This is a genomic window from Arsenicibacter sp. R0_47 (assembly GCF_057652235.1).
In genome coordinates this window covers 40,804-58,233 of the sequence record NZ_JBYFCJ010000017.1, presented here as the reverse complement: position 1 = coordinate 58,233, position 17,430 = coordinate 40,804, and the positions used below count along the sequence as shown (strand labels likewise).

16 protein-coding genes and 1 pseudogene are annotated in these 17,430 nt (G+C 46.7%); 2 read left to right on the top strand and 15 right to left on the bottom strand.

Going from position 1 to position 17,430, the window contains the following annotated elements:
* Positions 1–166: 166 nt before the first annotated feature.
* Both AC23NW_RS23440 and AC23NW_RS23435 read right to left on the bottom strand, forming a co-directional pair.
* Positions 167–241 (bottom strand): annotated as a pseudogene (locus tag AC23NW_RS23440) (DUF2200 family protein); the annotation flags it as partial.
* Positions 214–333 carry a DUF2200 family protein gene (locus AC23NW_RS23435; RefSeq protein ID WP_487452590.1) on the bottom strand — a complete coding sequence of 40 codons (120 nt, stop codon included), beginning with the start codon at positions 331–333 and terminating at the stop codon, positions 214–216. The pseudogene AC23NW_RS23440 and the gene AC23NW_RS23435, both read right to left, overlap by 28 nt.
* A gap of 197 nt (positions 334–530) precedes the next feature.
* On the opposite strand from AC23NW_RS23435, the gene AC23NW_RS23430 reads away from it, so the two are divergent.
* Together AC23NW_RS23430 and AC23NW_RS23425 are read left to right on the top strand one after the other, a co-directional pair.
* Complete coding sequence (locus AC23NW_RS23430) at positions 531–986, top strand: excisionase family DNA-binding protein (RefSeq protein WP_487452489.1); 456 nt, start codon at positions 531–533, stop codon at positions 984–986.
* Positions 976–1,539: a VapC50 family PIN domain-containing toxin gene (locus tag AC23NW_RS23425; RefSeq protein ID WP_487452487.1), complete on the top strand. Its 564-nt coding sequence runs from the start codon at positions 976–978 to the stop codon at positions 1,537–1,539. Before AC23NW_RS23430 ends, AC23NW_RS23425 begins: the two co-directional genes overlap by 11 nt.
* A gap of 2 nt (positions 1,540–1,541) precedes the next feature.
* On the opposite strand, the gene AC23NW_RS23420 is transcribed toward AC23NW_RS23425, so the two are convergent.
* The 13 genes from AC23NW_RS23420 to AC23NW_RS23360 all read right to left on the bottom strand — a co-directional run bounded on the left by AC23NW_RS23420 (position 1,542) and on the right by AC23NW_RS23360 (position 17,335).
* On the bottom strand, positions 1,542–1,670 hold the full coding sequence (locus tag AC23NW_RS23420; protein WP_487452485.1) for a hypothetical protein: 129 nt from the start codon (positions 1,668–1,670) through the stop codon (positions 1,542–1,544).
* Between the two features lie 7 nt (positions 1,671–1,677).
* Positions 1,678–2,211, bottom strand: a complete 534-nt coding sequence (locus AC23NW_RS23415) for a histidine phosphatase family protein (protein WP_487452484.1) — start codon at positions 2,209–2,211, stop codon at positions 1,678–1,680.
* Positions 2,212–2,363: 152 nt separating this feature from the next.
* Positions 2,364–2,777 (bottom strand): VOC family protein, encoded by a 414-nt coding sequence (locus AC23NW_RS23410; RefSeq protein ID WP_487452482.1) that lies wholly within the window; start codon positions 2,775–2,777, stop codon positions 2,364–2,366.
* A 51-nt stretch (positions 2,778–2,828) separates the two neighbouring features.
* Entirely contained in the window at positions 2,829–3,197 is a 369-nt protein-coding gene (locus AC23NW_RS23405) for a VOC family protein (protein WP_487452480.1), read from the bottom strand.
* 81 nt (positions 3,198–3,278) lie between these two features.
* The gene (locus AC23NW_RS23400; RefSeq protein ID WP_487452478.1) at positions 3,279–3,692 is read right to left on the bottom strand and encodes a hypothetical protein; all 414 of its coding nucleotides are present in this window, start codon (positions 3,690–3,692) and stop codon (positions 3,279–3,281) included.
* Positions 3,693–3,785: 93 nt separating this feature from the next.
* On the bottom strand, positions 3,786–4,268 hold the full coding sequence (locus AC23NW_RS23395; RefSeq protein WP_487452477.1) for a hypothetical protein: 483 nt from the start codon (positions 4,266–4,268) through the stop codon (positions 3,786–3,788).
* A gap of 447 nt (positions 4,269–4,715) precedes the next feature.
* The gene (locus AC23NW_RS23390) at positions 4,716–7,718 is read right to left on the bottom strand and encodes a hypothetical protein (RefSeq protein ID WP_487452476.1); all 3,003 of its coding nucleotides are present in this window, start codon (positions 7,716–7,718) and stop codon (positions 4,716–4,718) included.
* Positions 7,705–8,613 (bottom strand): PIN domain-containing protein, encoded by a 909-nt coding sequence (locus AC23NW_RS23385; RefSeq protein WP_487452474.1) that lies wholly within the window; start codon positions 8,611–8,613, stop codon positions 7,705–7,707. Before AC23NW_RS23385 ends, AC23NW_RS23390 begins: the two co-directional genes overlap by 14 nt.
* A 238-nt stretch (positions 8,614–8,851) precedes the next feature.
* Entirely contained in the window at positions 8,852–9,340 is a 489-nt protein-coding gene (locus AC23NW_RS23380; protein ID WP_487452472.1) for a hypothetical protein, read from the bottom strand.
* A gap of 507 nt (positions 9,341–9,847) precedes the next feature.
* Entirely contained in the window at positions 9,848–10,915 is a 1,068-nt protein-coding gene (locus AC23NW_RS23375) for a ligand-binding sensor domain-containing protein (RefSeq protein ID WP_487452470.1), read from the bottom strand.
* A gap of 152 nt (positions 10,916–11,067) precedes the next feature.
* Positions 11,068–12,069 carry an NAD(P)H-dependent glycerol-3-phosphate dehydrogenase gene (locus AC23NW_RS23370; RefSeq protein WP_293844772.1) on the bottom strand — a complete coding sequence of 334 codons (1,002 nt, stop codon included), beginning with the start codon at positions 12,067–12,069 and terminating at the stop codon, positions 11,068–11,070.
* A gap of 194 nt (positions 12,070–12,263) precedes the next feature.
* The gene (locus tag AC23NW_RS23365; protein ID WP_487452468.1) at positions 12,264–13,781 is read right to left on the bottom strand and encodes a RagB/SusD family nutrient uptake outer membrane protein; all 1,518 of its coding nucleotides are present in this window, start codon (positions 13,779–13,781) and stop codon (positions 12,264–12,266) included.
* Positions 13,782–14,197: 416 nt separating this feature from the next.
* The gene (locus tag AC23NW_RS23360) at positions 14,198–17,335 is read right to left on the bottom strand and encodes a SusC/RagA family TonB-linked outer membrane protein (protein WP_487452466.1); all 3,138 of its coding nucleotides are present in this window, start codon (positions 17,333–17,335) and stop codon (positions 14,198–14,200) included.
* Positions 17,336–17,430 lie beyond the last annotated feature (95 nt).

Here is a 17,430-nt window from a genome sequence, read left to right as displayed (position 1 = left end):
AATCTAATAAACAAAAGATAGGGTTTACATTTTATTTATTAAAACATGACACCTGCCGCTACGTTTAGCGGCAGTACTCCTGCAAAATTAATACGTGATACTATTTTGGGTCAAGACTATCCCCGCAAAATATTCGCTATGCTGTCAAACGGAATGGCATTCCGTTCTACCTTAAAATTTTCTCCATAGCCTTTCCCTTCGCCAGTTCATCAATCAGCTTATCCAGGTAGCGGACCTTCTGCACCAGCGGATGATGGTATCGACCTCGGCCTTTGTACGGCCCTTTTTCGCTGCCTTCTGAATATAGTGCGGATAAACGCCGGCAAACGACATCTTGTAAATGCGTGAATTGTCCATATGTATTGTGTTGACCGAAAGAGGATTATGAAGCAAGATACCTCCACTTCTCCGGATTTACCTAGCCGGAGTATAACGAAAGTAGAGTACCAATCTCCTTTGGTAGGTGCTTGTTGCGAATATTTCGTTTGTTGCGAATATTTTGTTTAAATTTGCTGATAAAACAGCGATATATGGAAACTTTAGCACAAATAAAAAGGCCTACAAAAGCAGAGCAGAAGGTAGCTATTGAGTCTTATTCAGCTTTGGCATCCGTTTTGACGCTGCTTAATGCCGAAGAAACAGAAATTGAAATCGAAGAAACGCATGAACGGATCCGGATTCCGTTACGGGCTTTGCAGTTATTAAGTGAAATTCTCAAGGCAATGAGTGAAGGAAAGCCAATGTCTATTGTTCCGGTTGCGGCAGAGGTAACAACACAGAAAGCCGCTGAAATCCTTGGTTGTTCCAGACCTCATCTGGTTAAGCTCCTGGAAGAAGGGAAAATAGCCTTCACGAAAGTAGGTAAACACCGGCGAATTTTGCTGGAAGATGTGATAACGTATAAGCAACAGATGAAAGAAGAACAGAGGAAACACATTATCGATATAATGAATTTTGACGAAGAAATAGGGCTTTATGATTCATAGTGTGCGGTTTACGGCTGTTCTTGATACAAATGTGGTTTTTCCGGTTGTTATCAGGGATTTACTGTTTTGGTTTGCATATTATGATTTATATACGCCAAAGTGGAGCCGTACTATTTTTGATGAGTGGCAAGAGGTTATGATACGAAAAGGCATATCTGAGCCGGAGGCAGCTAAACGGGTAAATAAAGCTAATCTTGCATTCCCTGATGCCCTGGTACGGAATTATGAAAGCCTGATTCCCACATTAGCCTTACCGGATGAAAAAGACAGGCATGTGTTGGCTGCTGCTATTAGAGCGAATGCGAACATAATTGTAACCAATAACCTCAAAGATTTCCCGGACGAGTATTTAGCAACTTTTGATCTTAAAGCCGTTGCTGCAGATGATTTCCTGACAGACATTATTGATTTGAATCATGACAAGGCATTGCGGGCATTTAAGGAGTTAGTATTAAATAAGCGTAATCCGGCAATGGACGAGTTTGCGGTATTAGAAAGTTTCAGGCGTAACGGGTTGGTTAATACGGCAAATTATCTGCACGCACTTCTATAAGCCTAATGGCGATCATTTTTTTCAATAATTACCTCAATTGCCTTCACCGGCACAGGATCTTTCCGGGCCGCGATGTCTTGTCTGGTGTTGACGATGGTAATGGTTGCGGGAACACCCTTGTCTTCCAGCATTTGGTTGTCAGACGCGTTCAAACAGGTACAGCGTGCCGTTGTCGATGGATTTGGACCGGTTGCCGGTAAACTTCCGTTTGATCAGTTCCTGCTGCATAACCCGCATTACAAACCAGTGGCTAATGATCAGAATATTGCTGTTGGGGCGAGCCATAATGGTGTCCAGAAAAGCCCTGATGTTGTTCCGGAAAGCATCGGTATCCGGATTGGAAAAAAAAGATTTTACGTGCACAAGCGTACTCCAGAACAGGAACGGCAGGCGGATGCGGCCTGGTAACTGATGCAGGATGTTCAGCTCCTGTAGTGCCGTTATTTTGCTGATGGGACCGGTATAAATATGTTGCGCGGTGCTGACCGCTCTGTGCATCGGGCTGGCATAACAGTGTTGCCAGGGAATGCCTGCCAGATCAACATGTTTATACTCAAGGGTTTCGGTATGGTCGTATTCGGCAAACCATTGTATTACGTCATCCCTGGACAAAAGTTTCTTTTCCGGGAGCGGTTTCTGTACGTGAAAGTGTCTGACTAAGCCAATTTTCATAGAGCGTTATATAATTCAGCAACGGGTACCCGTAAGGCATGGTAAAACCATATAACAGGCAAGCGGCAGATAACGCATCAAATTCGACTATGTGGGATAGGATGGGGCTGGTTAGCCTCCATCCCGAAGACAGTTGGCTGGTAACGTGCCGGTTATCGGCCGGTCATCTGTTTAAATTTATTCAGGTCCAGATACATGATCCCCCAGGTATGCCCGTCTAAATCGTCAATGTTGCGGAGCTGCATAAAGCCTTCATCCAGCATGGGCGTGGGTTCGGTTCCGCCTGCTTTCAGCCCGTTTCCGACGATTTCATGTACCTGCTCAATACTGTCTACCGGCAGCGTGAAGGTGGCGATGGTATGGTTGGCCGGGTCAGCCAGAGGCTTGGGGTTGCCCGACGAAAACATATCATAAGCCTGTAGCATGACATAGATTTGGTCACTCCAGACCATGCAGGCCTGATCGTCGAAGGTAAATAACGGATTAACGGTAAACCCGAGCTTTGTATAAAAAGCCTTTGAGGCGCCGACATCCTTGACCGGCAGGTTGATAAATAGTTGTTTCATCAGACGTGTTGTTGTAAAATGACTCTGCTGTAAATTCGGGTAGGTATGGGTTTAGTCAATGGGTTCCCAAAGCTGTACTTTGTTGCCTTCACCGTCCAGAATATGCACGAACTTGCCATACGAATAGGTTTCGATGGCGTCAACGATGGTCACGCCTTCGTTTTTGAGCGTCTCAACCAGCGCTTCCAGGTTTTCCACCCGGTAATTAATCATGTAGTCCTTCTCAAAATAGCCGGAATCCTGTGGAAACGGTGTCCATTGCGTCTGTGCTTGTTGGGGGCTGTCCGGGCGTTCGTACCACGCAAATGTTGCTCCGTATGGATTGGTGTCGAGGCCGAGGTGTTTCTGATACCATTCGGTGGCTGCTTTAGGGTCTTTGCTTTTAAAGAAAATGCCCCCGATTCCTGTTACCTTTTTCATTGTATTGTTATTTCTGTTTGTTCGTGCACTGTTTTTTTTACGCCTGAAACGCCTGACTAAGCTACACCTTTTTGGGTAGACTCAGCTCTCCTCCGGACAGATACCTGGCGGTATTGTGCGGGGGCTTTGCGGTACCGTAGCCGGATCGATGTACGGCAACTTATAGCGGGGATGGGTGAAAAACGCAAACCAGTTCCAGAACTGCCAGGCGTCTTTCCGGAACGTGCGATAGAGGACCGTATCGGCCGTTGTCGGATGGCACTGCCTGTAGCGGTTGAAATGGGCTTCGATGGTAGCGTATTTTCGTTCTCCGGTTTTCCAGGATACTTCTTCCCGTATGTTAAATTCGGCCCGCCGCGTTGTGTACCTGAAGGAAACCGTGTTTTCAGGGGCAAACAGCGTGACCACAATCCGGCGATACATATAACTGTAGCTGCACAGGGCGAGCCATGCCATCAACAAAAGAAAGGCGGCGGTGATTTTGAGGTGTTTCATGTCTAAAGGTGTAAGATAATGGTTCGTTGCCTGGCCCACAAGCATCACATATGGGTTTCGCATCGGCACTATGCGTGGCAACGAGGCTTAAATCTATGCCAATCCGTTAATATGGAAACGTGAAATCTGTCCGGTTTTTATGTTCACAGTGATGGTAAAGTAACAATTGCCCCCGTCTTTAACCATTATCCGTTGTGTTTTCCAGTCATCGTTGTCGGGAGCCGAGCAGAAACAGTTTATTTCTACTTCTTTTTCTTTCTTGGCGTTTAATGTGGGAAAATACTGGCGTTTATATTTCGACAGGTCAATAAAGGATACTTTATCTGATTTGCGGTTGTGTGCGTCGATATGTCGTTGAAGTAGCCTGTCAATAAACTGAATCTCCTGTTCAGAGACCTGAAGATTGGTATTGTTTTCATCAATCACCGTCCGGAATGGTTGCCCGTCACTTGTATCTATGGAAACGTATGCAGGCGGTAGGCTGGCATCAGGTTTCGTTGTGGACAGCTTTTCAGATTTATGGCTGGTACAGCTCAATGGAATGGCTAATAAAAGTAGAAAAGGTATGTCTCTCATAATGAACCGTTTGCGTGTATAGCTGCATGCTGTGGACGATTCTCATGTGTAAAAAGCCCAGTGACTAATACGCCTTTTATGTTGTTTTGTGACAGGCCAACTTTCGGGCCGGAACGGTGCGCCGTAGCGAGCTCTTCCTTTTTAAGTCGTTGGCTAAACGTTCATAAGTGCATTCGTAAGCTCGTTGAGCCAAAGAATGCTCATTACGCTTTTCAGCAAACGTTTTAAATTTGAATAACTCCTCATAATCAGATACAATTTGCATAATAGTGTTTATTATTTAATCACCGCTAACGGTTTGCGTGTATGTGCAGTAGCGGATTAGAAGCACTTTGCTGTCCGTTTAGCACAAAGTATCTTAGAAGCACAGACCTTCGATTTACCACTTCACCCGCTATTGCCACATACCCGCTGTTGGCAGCTGCCCTTTTTTCTGTCGTCAATATTTTATTTGGTGTTAGCTTCATAAATTTCTCGTAAAAAGAACTGTTGATGAACCGCAGCCATTGTATTACAAAATTCTGCTGCAACTTGATTTTGTCCGTTAGCAAAAAGGAATGAAACCAAATCCTTAATAAAATCTTGGTCATAACCCGCCATATAATCCCTAAAGTTCAAAGACGAAAGTATTTCACCAATGGCTTTTGCTGTTGTGTTTGGATTCCCTTTTGTTTTTAGGGTAACTAGGTTTTCAAGCAATTCGTGTGTTGAATATGTTTTGTCAATATGTTTGCAAGATTTTAAAATTAAAGGAGTATAAACTTCATTTAATTCGGGAACAAACACAATCCAATTAGAAAGCGTTGCTAAATTTTTTTGTTCTTCTTCATTACTTGAGTTTTCATATTTATCTGTCAAGACTTTCCATAAGTCAATGATTATTTTCTGAAACTCTTGTTGTTCTATTTCCGATAAAGTTTTGGGGTAATTTTCTTGTTGCCAAATGAAGCGTATTAGCTCGTCAACTTGGTTGGGCGAAGCGTGATTTATAAATTTTAAAAGTAACTTTTCAGAAGAAAGTGATTCGTATTTCCAAAAATAAAACGCTGTCAAATGATTAACTAAATCATTATTAGTAAAGGATTTTAGCCTAATGTTATTGTCAATGGCTCTTTCGTAGTGCGGGTAAAAAATTGTGTAAAGTTCTTTGTTGTATGGCGGTCTTCCGAACGCAAAACCTCCCATAAAAGCGAGCCACTCTCTGTCTTTACTTTTGTAATGTTTTTTTACTTCTTCAATTATCCAATCATAGTCCAAAAAACAGAACTGTTCAAAATACATTCCCTCTAAGATAAAACCATCAATAATTCCTTTTTGTAAGGTTTCTTCAAATAACGATTTGATGTCTGATTCCCATTTTTCTTTGTCTTCTCGTTTAAAAAGATTTCTTGCTCTATGAAGCGAGTAATCAAACATTGCTCTTAAAGATTTACCTGCTGTTGAATTAAGTGAATATGTCGGGTAGTCCATATTCGTTTCTTTCAAATCATCTACACGTCTGAGATTACTTACAATAATTTGAACAATTTCCTTTGCAAGAGGAAGTAACTTAATGTCAAAAGTGTGTTTGTCATTTTGTAACCCGTCTGTAAGTAGATGTGCTATTGAACCTACAACCCAATCAGATTTAGCACGCCAATCATCATTTTCTATTTTTAGTTCTTCACTATAAAATTTTGGGCTTTTTAAAGTGGCCAAGCAATATTGAAGAATATTTTCCCAATCAAATGTTTTTTCTTTTTTCCACGCTTCGCCAAATGCGTTGAACATACGGTAAGAATAGATATAAGGTATATCTTGATATAATTCTATTTCTGTTGCAAATTTTTCAGGTTCTTCTTCAACTGCACCGCCAAATGTTTCAGATAAACCACTAATACTTGGCTCATCAAAACTTCTTTGAGGATTAAATGTTTTAATATATTCCGCAATTTCCTGATTACTTTTTTCAAGTAAATCATCTTTTGAAATAGGGGAAACAGAACCACTTCTAACACGAATTTCACCTAAACCTTCAAAGTGCTCGCTTGTAATGTTTAACTCTTTTGAAAGCGATAAGTATTTGTCTTTAAATGGCTCTAGTTCTTTTAAAGCAGAATACCAGCCAAGTTTCCAATACTCGTTTTCTTTTTCTCTTTGTTCTTCAACTTCAACCTGCTTTCCTTGTTCAATAATGCGTTCAATAATTTTAATTTCTTCATTATTGAACGCATTTTGATTTCTACTCAATAAGTCAAAAAGTTCTTTTTGATACTTGTAGTATGAGAAGATGTGTAATTTGTCGTTGTCTTTTACTAACTCCCAAAATAAAGATTTTGTCGTGTTCCAATTTTCGCAAATAACGTAAAGCGAAATACGTTTGTAAAACGGAATACGATATTTTCTATCAAAACAAATTTTTTTAAGTAACTCCAATGCTTTTTCTGGATTTTGCTTTGCTTGCTCATCAAGTAAATCACGAAATATTAAAGAGAAAACATTCAATACTTTTTCATCTCTTGAATATCGGTCGTCTAATTTTCTAATACTATTAAAGCCAAATGATGATGTAAGGTCTGTATTTAATGCAAAATACAATCGCTGAAAAGCATCATTGTTTTCATCATTCGGCGTGTAGTTAATGTTTTGCTGTTTTAAAATTGAAACGAATTCTTCCTTTAATTCATCTTCGTTTTTGTCTTCCCAATTTGAAATAGATGAATTTACTGACGTAACTTCACTATCTTTCAATTTTGATGAAATTGAAAGATTTTCTTTTTCAATCTGAACTTTAATTTCATATTCACTATTTCCGTCTTTTAATAAACTGTTTATTCCTTTCGAATAATCAAGAAGCAAGAACTTTAGTGTTCTGCCAAGGTTTAAAATAAAGTCGGAAGAACAATACTTAATGACTTTTGGTGTAATATTTCTTTTTTCAAACTTGTCGGCTAAGAAGTACAAATACAATCTTGAACGATAACTGTTGCCTTCGCCGTCCCAAACATCATTTTGAACAACAGTTTTTTCTACCTGAAAAAGATAGTGAAGAATTATTTCGGCTTTTTCTATGTCATCTTGCGTTGGTTCATCATTCAAAAATTTTGGAAGAAGTTTATCACACAATTCAGATGTTTGAATCATAGTGTCAAACTTGCCCGAAGTCCAAACAGGAATAAAGTGAAAAATTTCTTTTGGGATTCTGTCGTTAGGGATATTTGATAAAATTTTGATAAAAAAATACCAAGTTCTGTAATTGTCTTTTGGGTGTTCAGAAACATTTTTAATTACAGTCAACAATTCATCTATAAGCTCAGTTTCATTCCCCTGACTAATTTGTATAGATAATTTTTCCAAATATCCTAATGCTTCCCAATAGGGAATCTGAAATCCTTCTTTAACCTGAATTGGTTCGGGATTTTTTTCTGGGTCAAAATAACCCTCTGATTTTAAAAAGTTAAACCAAGCCATTGTTCCCGATATTATTGAAAAAATATTGTTTGTAGCTCTGGTGTCTGCCGATTAATGATTTGATAAGCTCTTGCTCAAAAGCCGTAGGCGTTTTTTTAGAAAGAATTAAATCAAGGTGTTTTATATTTTCAAGATAATCAGCATCAGGACTTGCTATTGTTATTGTTGTCATATCTTTTTTAGCAGCAAGTATTTTCGCATCTTCTTCTCGTTTCTTTTCTTTTAAATATTGTTGAAAGTTTGGAAGATCAGGTCTTAAAGAAGCTCCTATTAGCTTACTTGCAAATGGGTCTTCATCACAATAAATATATTGCAAATTTGCCTTTTTAAAATCATCAATTAATTGGTTATGTAAATCGTGTTTTTTGGTTTTTCCTTCACTAAAGTCTGCGTAGTTAATAGTTGAGAAAATACAGTCTGTGTAACCTTTATTTTTTATATAATTGATAATAGTAAGAATGTTAATTGTATCACGAAAACTGTCATCTGTATGATTCGGGGCTAAGCAATTAAAATTTCTTTCAATTGCTTCTTCATAAATATTTTGGTTTTCTTCAGCTTTTTCCGAATACACTTTTAAAATCGTTTCTACTCTGTCAATTCTTTTTGAAACTATTTCCTCAATTGTGTCAGGCTGATATGCAGAGACAAGGTCTGACGTTCCTCTAAAAGAATTAATAATGGTATTGTTTAGTTTTTTTATGTCATTGCTAATTTCAATTAGCTTTTTAGCTTTATTTCTATCCCACTCACGGATTATATTTTCAGGTGTTATATGTGTAAGATGTTTGTTCTCTATCCAATAGCAAATTTCTTCAAACACATTATTGTCATTGTGAAGGTCAATTTTTATTAATCCCAACCAAACGCAAGTATCTAAAGCTATATATATCATTTATCAATTATTTTCTTTGTAGTTGTCTTCTTTTAGGGTTGCTGCCAACGATTTGCCGCTTTGCGAAGGCGGGGATTTTTAGCACTAAACTTTCTTTAATGCATAAAGCTTGAATTTAGCACTTCACTGTCATAGAAGCACTTAACCCCCGCTTTTGCAAAACGGCTGTTAGCGGTTCGGCTTTCTATTCTGGTTGTTTCGTTTATCATTTTACAGAATTAGTAGGCAATAATATTTGTCATTTTTTTTGCATATAGGTTGTCGGACTGCATTGGGCGAACTTTGTTTTAGCAGTTAGAGAAAATTTGTAGTCTGAGATAAAAACATTCAGTAATCTTTGAAATTCATTTTCAATATTTTCAGCAGGTTTGTCTTCAGGTTTTCCAAGAAAATTGAACAGAAAATAATCTATTGTTCCGTCTGCGTTAAAGTATATTCTATTAAAGCACCTTGTCGGCTTTTCCCATTTAAAATTGTTCTCTGAAAGGAATTTACCAAAGTCTTGCAATAGTTTGATATATGCTTGCTGCATTGCTTCTTGTGCAGATTCAGTTTTGAAAACTGCGAGTGAAGTGTCAGTATGCACTGCACTCGTGTAAACACTGTCTAAATGCTTTATTGAAATTCCTTGTTTCTCTGCATTCTGAAAAGTTAATCCAAGATGTTGTCCAAATGTTTGGAATGAAATTGTCAGTAAAACCGTAATAATGAGATTTGCTTTAATCATAGTTCTATTTTTTAAATTGTGTTATGTGTCTGTGTCCTCTTTAAGTTGACCGCTAACTCCCAAATAGACGCAACTTACGCCTGTCTGAGATAAAAGTAAAAAATGTCAAAATACTTCAAATATTTAGTTTGTTTTCTGCATAAGCTGCTGGCATAGAAATCGGTATCCTGTTTTAGCTTCAGCAGCTTAGCTGAAACAATACAAAATGCGAATAGCGTATTATGTATTGTCAGGTAGTTTAATTCTCCATCAGCAATACAAAACGCGCACATCTTTTCCTGGAAAGAACACCTTCCCAACAGCAACATCCTATCAGCTATTCCAAAAAAACAGAACAGAAACCCTCGCCTGATTCAGGCGGTCGGAGAAGCAGACCTTGTGTGTCAATGGGTGCATTGTGTTTACTTAGTGGTGGTTAAGCGCAAAGAAAGTAAATAGATTTTAAAAACAAAATACCATTTTAAGGTATGGTAATACTTTCTTTTGAGGCGTGGCATTACGTCAGTCTCACCACGGGCCGCGCTGCTTTACCTGGTAGAATCGTTGGCCGTCGAAGCGGTAAAGCCCTTGCCCTGTGCCCCACCACATGTTGCCGGCCTTGTCCTGATACATGCTTTGCACACAGCAGGTTAAGCCGTCAGCGGGTGTGAAAACGGTAAAGGCCCCGGGGTTCGGCAAGGGCATAGTCGGGTCAAAACGCGTGGTACTGCCCCGCGCCGTTACCCAGATAATCCCCGAAGTTTCGATGTAGATGCCCCAGAATTCGGTGCCGCCCAGGCCGTCTTTGGCCGTGTATTCGGTCAGCGTGTGGCCATCGTATTTGCAGATGCCGTTTTTAAAGGTAAACCACAGGTTGCCGGCTTTGTCCTGCGCGATGCCGCCCGCATAGTTTTCGCCGAGTTCTTCCTGTTGTACCGGCGTGGTCATGGTTTGGCCGTCATAGCGGAAAACGCCTTTGTCCGAGGTCGCAAACCAGATTGCCCCGCTGCGGTCTTCCAGGATGCCCGCTACGTTGACCGGCGGCAATGCCTGAAAAGGGGAAAATGCCGGTGCACCCTTCTGGTCGGCAACCGGATCGTACCGGAATACACCACGGTGCGTACCTACCCAAACTGCTCCCGTCCGGTCGACAAGGATGCCTTTGCGGGTAATGTCGAGGTGGGTCAGCCCGTCTTTCTGCGCATAATTCCGGAAGGTTTTGCCGTCGTACCGGTAAACGCCCTGGTCGGTCCCGAACCACATGTTGCCCTGCCGGTCTTCGTTGATGGCAAAAACGGTGTTATTGATAAATCCGGCGGGACGGGCAAAATAGGTCAGCGTTTTGCCGTCGTACCGCACCACGCCTTCGCCAATGGTGCCGAACCATAACTGCCCTTTCGAGTCCTGAAAAATGCTCCGGATGTACTGACTGACGAGGGTTGTGTCGAAGTCCGGAGGCGCGGATGCCGCCTTAAACGGCCGGATGACGGTCGGGGCCGGTTTCGCGGCTTGCTGCGTATCGGTTTTCCGTTGCCCGTTGCAGGCGGCGCCCATCGTCAGCAGGCAGACGGAGAGCAGGGTGTTCAGTAGCTTCATGGGGATTGCCGGGTGACATAAACGGCTAAATACCACATAGCCACATAGAAAAACAAAGATTTTAACATGTTTTTGCCTCCTATATGGCTATGGTTAGCGCTCTTCTGGCATTCAGGCAGACAGACAATGGTAGCAGTCAGCCCCCAACGCGCTTACTTCAGCTTTCCTTTCAGCTCGTTCATCTCCGCGACGGGGGAGGTGCCTTCGTACAGAATCTGGTAGACGGCTTCGGTGATCGGCATCGACACGCCGTATTGCCGGTTCATCTCGTGGATGCTCTTGACCGCGTAATAGCCCTCGGCAATCATCTTCATTTCGGCCTGTGCCGACTGAATGGTGTAGCCACGGCCGATGAGGTTGCCAAAGGTGCGGTTCCGGCTGAACGGGGAGTACGCCGTCACGAGCAGGTCGCCGAGGTAGGCCGAACCGCTCAGGTCGCGGTGTTTGGGGTAGACCGCATCGACAAACCGCTTGATCTCCTGCATGGCATTCGACACCAGTACGGCCTGGAAGTTGTCGCCGTAGCCCAGGCCGTGGGTGATCCCGCAGGCGAGGGCAATGATGTTTTTCATCACCGCGCTGTACTCAATGCCGTAGATATCGTCGAGGGGGGAGGCCTGCACGAAGCGGCAGGTCAGCAGGTCGGCCACCGCGCCGGCACTGTCGGGACCGGCCGAGCCGATGGTCAGGTACGATTGTTTTTCAAGGGCTACTTCTTCGGCATGGCACGGCCCGGCAATCACCGCCACGCGGTCGGCCGGAACGCCGTATTGGTCGGTAACCCAGTCGGTAACAAGCTGGTTCTTATCCGGAATCATGCCTTTAATGGCCGAAATCACGCATTTGCCGGCAAAGTCTTTGGCCGTCAGGGGACTGAGGGCGTCGGCAATAAAGGCGGCGGGCACCGCCAGAATGACGTACTCCGACTGGCGGAAGGCGTCGCGGATACGGGTGCAGACACGGACTTTCCGGGGCGAAATCCGGACGTCGCTTAAATAACCGGGGTTGTGATGAAATTTCTTGATATGGTTGGCGTCGGCTTCATTCCGAAGCCACCACCGGATGTTGACGTTGTTTTCCGACAATATTTTGATGATGGCGGTCGCCCAGCTTCCTCCACCAACAACGGTAATGCGTACGGGTTGGTTATCCATGACGTAAAAAAACGGAAAAACCACGACATGGCGGGTGTCGTGGTTTGTTTTTCGCGCTGTTGGCCAATGTCATAAGGTGCAGACCAACAAGATACTAATTGGGTTTACCACATAGACACATAGGGCACATTAGCTAAAAGCTATGTTTTCTATGTGGCTATGTGGTGCAATAAATATTGATAATTAGCTTGTTATCAATACCCCGGATTCTGCGTCAGTATCCCGCCGCTGAGCTGGATCTGCGTTTGCGGAATCGGGAATACCTCGTTTTTGCCCTTCACGAAGGTCTTGCCGTGGGCCGCATAGGCCTGCACCGCGCGCCCCGACTGTACGTCTTCCTGCCGCACGATGTCGAAGAAGCGGTCCTGCTCCATCGCCATTTCAACGCGGCGCTCGTGCCAGATTTTCGTCAGGTCGATGTTCGTCTGCGCGGTCAGGCCAGCCCGCGAACGCAGGCGGTTGATGTCGGTCAGAGCGTCGGCACTGCGGCCGATACCGAGGGCTGCTTCGGCGTGAATCAACAGAATTTCGCCCAGCCGCAGCACCCGCAGGTTTTTCGGCAACCGGTCGTTGACGCCGCAATTACGCTCGGCCGTCCGGCTGTGGTAGGCTTTGTAGTTATACCGGTCGTTTTCCACCGAGTCGCGGCTCGGCAGCCGGTAGCCGTCCCACAACACCGTGCCGCGCGGGGCCGGATTGATGACGATGATTGTGGCGTCGCGGCGGCGGTCATTGGCCTCGTACTCGTTCAGCAGCGACTGCGACGGCGTGTTGAACCCGAAACCCAAGTCGGACCAGCCGCGTTTGCCACCCGCCCGCGGGCCCTGCGAAACCACGTAAATCGGAATGGCGGCGTTACAGGCCAGGTTGGTGCCGGTCTGCACCTCAAAGAGCGACTCCACGCTGTTGGCCCCGACCTCGCGCCAGATGTTGGCATAGTTCGGCAGCAGATCGTAGGTCCCGACCTGATTTTTAATGATCGAGTCGGTCAGATTATAAGCCTGCTGCCAGTTTTTCTGGTACAGATAGACCTTCGCCAGCATCCCCATCGCCGCTGCTTTGGTGGCGCGGCCGGTCTGGGTCTGCGCTTTTACGGGCAGGTTGTTGGCCGCAAACCGCAGTTCGCTGATGATGAAGTCGTAAACAGCCTGTTTCGTGGCCCGTGCCTGCAACTGATTGTTGTTGATCTCTTCGACCGGCGGCACGTTCGTAATCAGCGGTACCCCCCCGAAAAACCGGACCAGGTTGAAATAAAAGTATGCCCGCAGAAACCGTACTTCGCCTTCAAGGCGGTTGCGGGTAGTCTGGTCGGCAGGGCTGAGCGGAATGAGGGTCAGCGCCTGATTGGCCTTGGCAATGGCCCGGAAATAAGCCGACCATACGTTGTTGAGGTTGCCGACGCCCGCCGTCGGGTTCAGGTTGTCGAAGGTGCCGTAGGTGTTGGCGCCGTCGGTGGCGGTGCTGCCCTTATCGGCGTCGTCGGAGGCAATGTCGGTCATGCCCACATAGTCGAAGCCGTGCATGCTGCCGTCCCACATGGTATTGTATACGCCCGTCACGAGGTTTTGGGCGGCAGCAGGGTCGTTCCGGATCGCCGTTTCTTCGATCTGACCCTGCGGGGCGGCATCCAGAAAGTTTTTACAGGCTGTCAGCCCCGCCGCCGAAGCCGCAGCAATGGCCAGTATGCCCAGTATGTTTCGTGTATGATTCATGATAACCCCGCGAGGAAACCCCGTCCGTTTACGGCGGGAAGGAATCGCGGCAGGCGGGTCGCCAAAGCCAGTGCGCGGGTAAGCTCAATTCCTGTGTTAAACATTGGTTATTAGCGTGCTTTTGTGTATCTTCGTTTCTGTTCCGCTCCGGCGGCCCGGTTTGAGGTATGGTCTGTCGGTTAACCCCTAAAACGCGGGGTTGTAAAACCAAAGCGTGTTAAGGCACCCTCGTGGTAAACAGCTTCTAAAACACGTTCAAAATAATTTGAACTTCTTAAACTAGCTTCGGCTAGTCGGGGGTGTTTTGTAACTCACCCTGAAAATTCCCCGTTGGTTTGTGCGTACACCTACCAACGGTGAGGATTAAAGCCCCCTTGCTTTAGCAGGGGGATAGTTACGATGATGATGTCTTTGGATTAGAAGCCCAGGTTAAGCCCGACGGCAAATGTGCGGGTGGTCGGATACGCGTTCAGTTCGATGCCTGACTCCAGCGGACCGCCCTGCAATTCGGGGCTGAACCCGCTGAATTTTTTGGCCGTAAACAGGTTCTGCGAGGTCACGTAGAGCCGCGCCGTCTGAATCTTTACCTTGCTCAGCACCGACGACGGGACCGTATACCCGAGCGTGAGGTTGTTGAGCCGGACAAACGAGCCGGATTCCACAAAGTAGGTGGATGCCGGTGTCGCCGAGGTGATGATGCGCGGATCGGTCTGCGACGGGCGGTCCTGCTGCCAGCGGGCATCGGCATAGGCGGCTTCGATGTTGTCGGTGTTTTCGAAGCGGAAAGCCTTCTTGCCGTTATAGATTTTATTACCGGCGTTGCCGTATACATCGGCGGCCAGGTCAAAACCCATGTAACTCAGGCTCAGGTTGATGCCGTAGTAAAGTTTCGGCTGGTACGAACCGGCATATATCCGGTCGTCGGTATTGATGACGCCGTCGTTGTTGATGTCCTGGTATTTCAGGTCGCCCGGGCGAACGTTGGCGCGGGTACCAAACACCGGCGAGGCGTCGATTTCGGCCTGATTCTGGAAAATGCCGATGGCATTCAGCACGTAGAAACTACCCACCGGCTGCCCGTTGTCGGTCCGCGTTACGAGCCCCTGCTGCCCGACCGAACCGGCCAGAAGTGCCTGTCCGCCGTTAAGGCCGACGAGTTCATTTTTGTTCAAGGTCAGGTTACCGCCGATGCTGTAGGTAAAGCCCTTTTTGATTTCGTCTTTCCAGTTCAGCGAAAATTCAAAACCACGGTTCCGGAACGAGGCGATGTTGGTCAGCAACTGGTTGTCGGGATCGCCGAAAATGGCCGGGATGATGCGGTAGGCGAGGGCGTCGCGGGTAGTTTTACTGTAATAGTCAATTTCTCCCGAGAGCTTGTTGCCCAGCATCACAAACTCCAGACCGGCGTCGATCTGCTCAGTCCGCTCCCACTTCAGCTGCTGGTCCTTAATATCCTGAATGGCGGTGCCGAGGGTCAGGCCGTTGTTGAAGAAGTACGGAATGTTCACCGCAGCAGTCAGGATATAGGCGCTGCTTTCGATGTTATCGTTCCCCAGAATCCCCCAGCTGCCCCGCAGTTTCATGAAGTTAAAGAGCGACTGGCTTTTCATGAAGTTCTCTTCCGAAATAACCCAGCCGACACCCACCGTCGGGAAATAGCCCCAGCGCTCGCGGAATTTAGAGCTGCCGTCGGCCCGGATCGAGGCGTTGAGCAGGTAGCGGTCGTTGAGGCTGTAGTTGATGCGCGACACAAACGACTGCCGCGTCTGCAAATCGCCCCCGCTGTTGTTCGACGACTGCTGATCGGGATTACCCAGACCGAGGTACCACTGATTGGGGTTATTGGGTACATTGATGCGTGAGCCGCTGATAAAATCCGACGTAAACTGCTCCGTCACCGACCCGACGAGAAACGTAACGCCGTGTTTGCCAAACGTTTTATCGAATGTAACGGTGTTGTCGAAAATATACCGCAGTGATTTATTATCGGTCAGGCTCAGCTGGCTGTTCTGCCGTCGCTGGTTCCCGCCCGCCGTGATAAAGGTATTGGCATCGTTTTCAAAACTGCTCAGATACGTCCGGTCGCGGTTAAACACGAGGTCGGTGTTGAAGCCTGAGTGTAGCCGCAGCCATTCGACGGGTTTGTAGTCGAGGGCCACGTTGCCCTGAAATCGGTTATTCAGAATCCGCTGGTTCCGCGATTCGATGCCCAGGAGTGGGTTGCCCACGTTGCCGAATGCCGACAGGTTGCCGTATTTATCGCCGACTTTGCCCGGCACAATCGGAGAGGCCCGGTATACGCTGCGGTAGGTGTCGCCCAGCTCAACGGCCCGTTCGTTGCCGCGCGAAAACGACAGCTGGTTGCTGAACGTCAGTTTGTTTGAGAGCTTAACTTCGTTGTTGGCACGGAAGGTCAGCCGCTTGAAGTCGTTGGTATTCACCACCCCGTAATCGGTGAAGTAGCCGCCACTGATAAAGAACGTGTTCCGTTCGCCACCGCCCGAAATCGAGATGTTGTGGCTTGACTGCGGGGCATTCCGCAGTACTAGATCATACCAGTTTACGGTCTGATCGGTGGTCAGCGGCGGATTGCTGACGTTCTGGTTAGGCGCGGCGTCGCGCAGGTAACTGATGTACTGATCGCGGTTGGCCATCTGCACCAGGTTCGAGGCCTGCCGGAAACCGATATTGGCATCGTAGCGCACCTGCGTTGCCCCCGATTTGCCTTTGCGGGTCGTAATGATCACCACCCCGTTGGCGGCCCGTACCCCATAGATCGCGGCCGACGCATCTTTCAGCACCTCAATGCTGAGGATATCGGTGTTGTTGATGTTCCGGATGTCGTCGGTCAGTACCCCGTCAACCACATAGAGCGGGTTAACCCCCGCGAGTGCCGAACCGGTACCCCGTACGCGGATCTGGGGCTGGGAGTTGGGCTGGCCCGAGGCAATGATCTGCACCCCCGCCATTTTACTCTGGATGGCCTGGGTCGGCGTCTGTACGGGGTATTTAATGATGTCTTCGCCCTGCACTCTGGCGATGGAGCCGGTTACGTCGCGTTTCCGCTGGGTGCCATAGCCGACCACGACCACCTCGTTCAGGGTCTGGTTATCTTCGGCCATCGTGATGTTAATTACCGTCTGCGTGCCGACCACGATCTCCTGCGTGGTGTAGCCAATGAAGCTGAACACCAGCACATCTTCGGGGCCAGAAACGCTGAGCTGGAAGGTGCCGTCGACGTTCGACGTAGTGCCACGCGTCGTGCCTTTGATGGAAATACTGACGCCCGGCAATCCGCCCCCCTGCGCATCAACAACTTTGCCCGACACCGTGATGTCGGCAAGTACGTTCTGGCTGGCTGGCCGGCTTGCTTTGGCGTTAGCAACAAGGAATGCGGTTGACGAAGCGATGGCTGTGTTGTGGCTGACTGCCGGAACCGGGCCGCGGACGGACTGCCCCGAGCCGGTTTCGACGCACAGCACACTCAGGAGCAGTGGCAGCGAAGCAGGCTTCGACCAGTGCCGGAAGGAGTTGGATAGAGTTTTGCTGTTCATAACGCTTGAAACAATTTCCGGGAAAACCACCGTTTTACCCGGACTGTTCAGCCATTCCAGCGTGTGACTCTATCTCCTATACCACATAGACACAT